This window comes from Agarivorans sp. (assembly GCF_050295395.1).
In the GTDB taxonomy this organism is placed as follows: domain Bacteria; phylum Pseudomonadota; class Gammaproteobacteria; order Enterobacterales; family Celerinatantimonadaceae; genus Agarivorans.
In genome coordinates this window covers 1-3,462 of sequence record NZ_JBNKPP010000093.1, presented here as the reverse complement: position 1 = coordinate 3,462, position 3,462 = coordinate 1, and the positions used below count along the sequence as shown (strand labels likewise).

Below are 3,462 nucleotides of genomic sequence, written 5' to 3'. Positions count from 1 at the left end.
AACACACCCGCATCTTTCTCATCGAGCTGATAACTTAAATCCCCATCGCCTAAGTGATGGGCCGCACGTTCTAAGTGCCTTAAGTTACGGATCAGTTTGTTAATGTTTAAAAAGAGAATCACGGCAAGAGCAATTAAACAGAGCGTCGCCACCCAATGCGCACTAGTGACTAAACAATAGAGGGGATATAAGAGTAAGACCATAGGCGCAAAGATAATACCGTAGCCCATGGTGCCATTCTTAGCTGTAACATTGGCCATTTTTGGCTCCTTCCAAAATGCAGTCGACTCAATCAACAACTCGTTAGGTAAAGTTCAGATCTCAATATCATTTCGTGACTGATACTCTTAAGACTAGTTCTTAACGAGACAAGAAACAAAGCCAAGACAATAGAGATAAGTACTATTTCATTCAAGCCTAAATTTGAACCACATCACATAGTTAACTTGTAGTTACAACTTTGTTTTAAGATGTCGGATTTTTATTGATCAGGATCAGTATTTAGAAACATTAAGGACGCTAGTGTAGAGGGGACTTCACAGGAAAGAGGATTTCAATCATGGCATTTTGGTTAGATTTAATGTTCGGTAACCCAATTGGTTTACTCTCAATGATCGTTATCTTTAGCACTATAGGGATAATTTCTTATATCACTTGGATGTTCATTGTGAAGTCCGCGCAACAATCGTAGTTTTTGCTTCCAAATTGTTATTCTGTTCATTGTAAAAATTGCACGTTGTTATGGGGGTTAATCTAACCCCCATTTTTTGTGCCTGTGATTTCTGCTTTAGTACACAACCCGTATTAAGCGGCGTGTTTACGGCTTTGCACTACCCCATTTAAAAACTGCGGGCGCGCTTTAATCAAATGCTGCATTTCTTCCTGGCTCGGCTCTCCTGCGGGTAAACGCAGCACGCCACGATTCAGATACATGCGTGCCTTCATCGAAATTTTATAATCCGCCGTAGGACCTTGGATTGCATAATGGCGCTCATTACCTAAACATTCGAGGATGCAGGCATTGAGTAAGCTTTTTACTGCGGGTTCATTTTGCGGCAATGTCAAAATGGTGGCGCCCTGTAAAAAGAACTCCCGTAATAAAGCGCGCTCGGCACGATCCATCAAATTGACCTTAGCCTCAATCGTTTCGATCATTCGTTTATCACTCAAGTGACGAATCGATTCATCTAAGCCAAGGTTCAATAGCTGCGTTAAGAAATAAGCAATGGAGATAATCAGCCCTAGGCCAACAAAATGGGCATGCTCGGGAACAAACTTATCCAACGCCAGCATGGCAAGCACATTGGATGGGATCGCCAATAATACAGCGCAGCTTACCATTAGCCACAGCATGACTCGAAACATCATCTTTTTAGGGCTAAACAATTTCACTGAATCCAGTTTGAATTTAATCATAGTCTTATCCCAGCGACAAAAAATTGAACTTAGACGGCATCAAGCAAGTTTGATGCCAGTGTATCAGTCAAAATTGCGGGATATTTCATGGGGATAAAATGCACAATCTGGATGCTTGAGTCTATGCTTATAAGCATCCAACTCGCTATTAGCTATAGATAATTTAAGATGCCGACTTTCTTTAGCCAATTTATTAAAAGCCCGATAGGCAGGCATCTCACCTTGTCTATTATCCTCTTTAGTTCCCTCATCACCTTAGTGACAACGGCCTATCAGCTGATTAACGACTATCGCGGCGATGTGACTCGTATTGACCGCGTATTCTCCAATATTGAAAAAGCCAACCTCGATGTACTCGCCGCCAGTATTTGGGTTATCGATGAAAGACTGATTAATACTCAGTTGAATGGTTTAATCCAACTACCTGATATTAATTATATTTCGATAAAAGATGATAGCGGCCAATCGTGGAACGCCGGCAATGAGAAGCCAACCCATACCCTCAATAAAGTATTTCCTCTGGTGTATAAGTCGCCAACTGACAGCATTAATGTCGGCACTTTAGAGGTTCAAGTGGATATGGATGCCATTTACCAACGCCTCTACGATAAAGCCATTCTGATCTTGCTCTCTAATGCGATAAAAACCTTCTTAGTCGCTGGATTTATTCTGTTTTTAGTCTGGTACAACATTACTAAACACTTAGACAAACTCAGTAATTACTGCAAACGCATCGATCTCGATACCGATGTCGAGCCATTAGCCTTCGATCGCAAACAAAAAGTCGATGAATTCACCCAAGTTGCCGATGCCATCAACAATATGCAGTCGCAACTGCGCGGCTCATTCGCAGCCTTAAAACGCTCTAAAACCGAATTACAAACCGCCTTAGAAGATAGAGAACGCTTGCTGACGCTCGAACGCAGTTATAAGGAAGAACTCGCAAGGCAAGTCAAAGAAAGAACACAGGAATTAGAGCAATCATTAACGGCGCTGAAACGGGCGCAGCAAGTATTGGTTGAGCAGGAAAAAATGGCGGCATTGGGCGGTTTAGTCTCGGGAGTGGCCCATGAGATCAATACACCGATCGGCATTTGTTTGACGGCGGCCAGTACCCAACTGAGCCATATTGAAGAGCTTATCGAGCTAATACATAGCGAGCATGCCACTCTAGATGAAATCAACGCCATTTTAGATGAGTACCAAGAAAGCTGTGAGTTGATAGTTCGTAATATCAGTAAAGCCAGTAGCCTGATCCAAAAATTTAAAACGATCGCCATCGACCGTAGCCACGAAGAACATCAATGCATCAATCTGCACCGTCAACTTAAAGAGATTTTAGAATCGACCTTAATTATGTATCCCAAGGTTAAAGCCCAAACTCAGCTACAGGTTAATTCTGCGCTCAACATCCAGACCAATGTCAGCCTGCTCAATCAAATCGTCAGTAATATTCTCTCTAATGCCTTCACCCATGCCTTTCAGGATAGAGAAGATAATCTGATCCAAATTACGGCCAAGCTAGAGCAAGACTACGTGAATATCAGCATTGAAAACAATGGCATTGCCATTCTACCCGAGGTGGCAGAGCATATGTTTGAGCCCTTCTTTACCACCAGCAGGAGTAAAGGTGGCACAGGCTTAGGCTTATCCGCCGCCTTCAATGCCGCCACGTTGCTAAAGGGCACCATGAACTATCAAGCAGACTCACAACTGGGCGGCGCACAGTTTAATATCCGCATTCCCCTCACCCAATGCGATTCGCCCAAACTCACCACACACCATGACTTTACGATTTGATGGAGTGTTTGATACGAGTTTGATGGCAAGTTGAGCCTGTGGAAGGCGAATAAAGCAAACTCTGGTGCCACTAAACAAAAATCCACAGCATTGGCTGTGGATTTAGTTTTTAACCTTGAGACTTTATCTTATCGATTACCGCTTATTCACTCGCAGCTGGTTCATTTGCAACGGGTTCATTTGCAATTTGGGCGAGCCTAGCGAGTACGCGGCTTGCTGCTACAAAGCCAAAGGTGCCTGTCACCA

General features: G+C 43.2%; 3 protein-coding genes and 2 pseudogenes. 2 read left to right on the top strand and 3 right to left on the bottom strand.

Annotation, left to right across the window (positions count from 1 at the left end):
• A pseudogene (locus ACQY6Q_RS05810) lies at positions 1-260 on the bottom strand (bacteriohemerythrin); the annotation flags it as partial.
• A gap of 299 nt (positions 261-559) precedes the next feature.
• On the opposite strand from ACQY6Q_RS05810, the gene ACQY6Q_RS05805 reads away from it, so the two are divergent.
• Entirely contained in the window at positions 560-691 is a 132-nt protein-coding gene (locus ACQY6Q_RS05805) for a DUF3149 domain-containing protein (RefSeq protein WP_011715898.1), read from the top strand.
• A 113-nt stretch (positions 692-804) separates the two neighbouring features.
• Here the strand turns inward: ACQY6Q_RS05805 and ACQY6Q_RS05800 are convergent, their stop codons facing one another.
• Positions 805-1,416, bottom strand: a complete 612-nt coding sequence (locus tag ACQY6Q_RS05800; RefSeq protein ID WP_088211070.1) for a superinfection exclusion B family protein — start codon at positions 1,414-1,416, stop codon at positions 805-807.
• Between the two features lie 168 nt (positions 1,417-1,584).
• Between ACQY6Q_RS05800 and ACQY6Q_RS05795 the strand changes: the two genes are divergently transcribed.
• On the top strand, positions 1,585-3,216 hold the full coding sequence (locus ACQY6Q_RS05795) for an ATP-binding protein (protein WP_427978991.1): 1,632 nt from the start codon (positions 1,585-1,587) through the stop codon (positions 3,214-3,216).
• A gap of 142 nt (positions 3,217-3,358) precedes the next feature.
• Here the strand turns inward: ACQY6Q_RS05795 and ACQY6Q_RS05790 are convergent.
• Positions 3,359-3,462 (bottom strand): annotated as a pseudogene (locus ACQY6Q_RS05790) (tRNA cyclic N6-threonylcarbamoyladenosine(37) synthase TcdA); the annotation flags it as partial.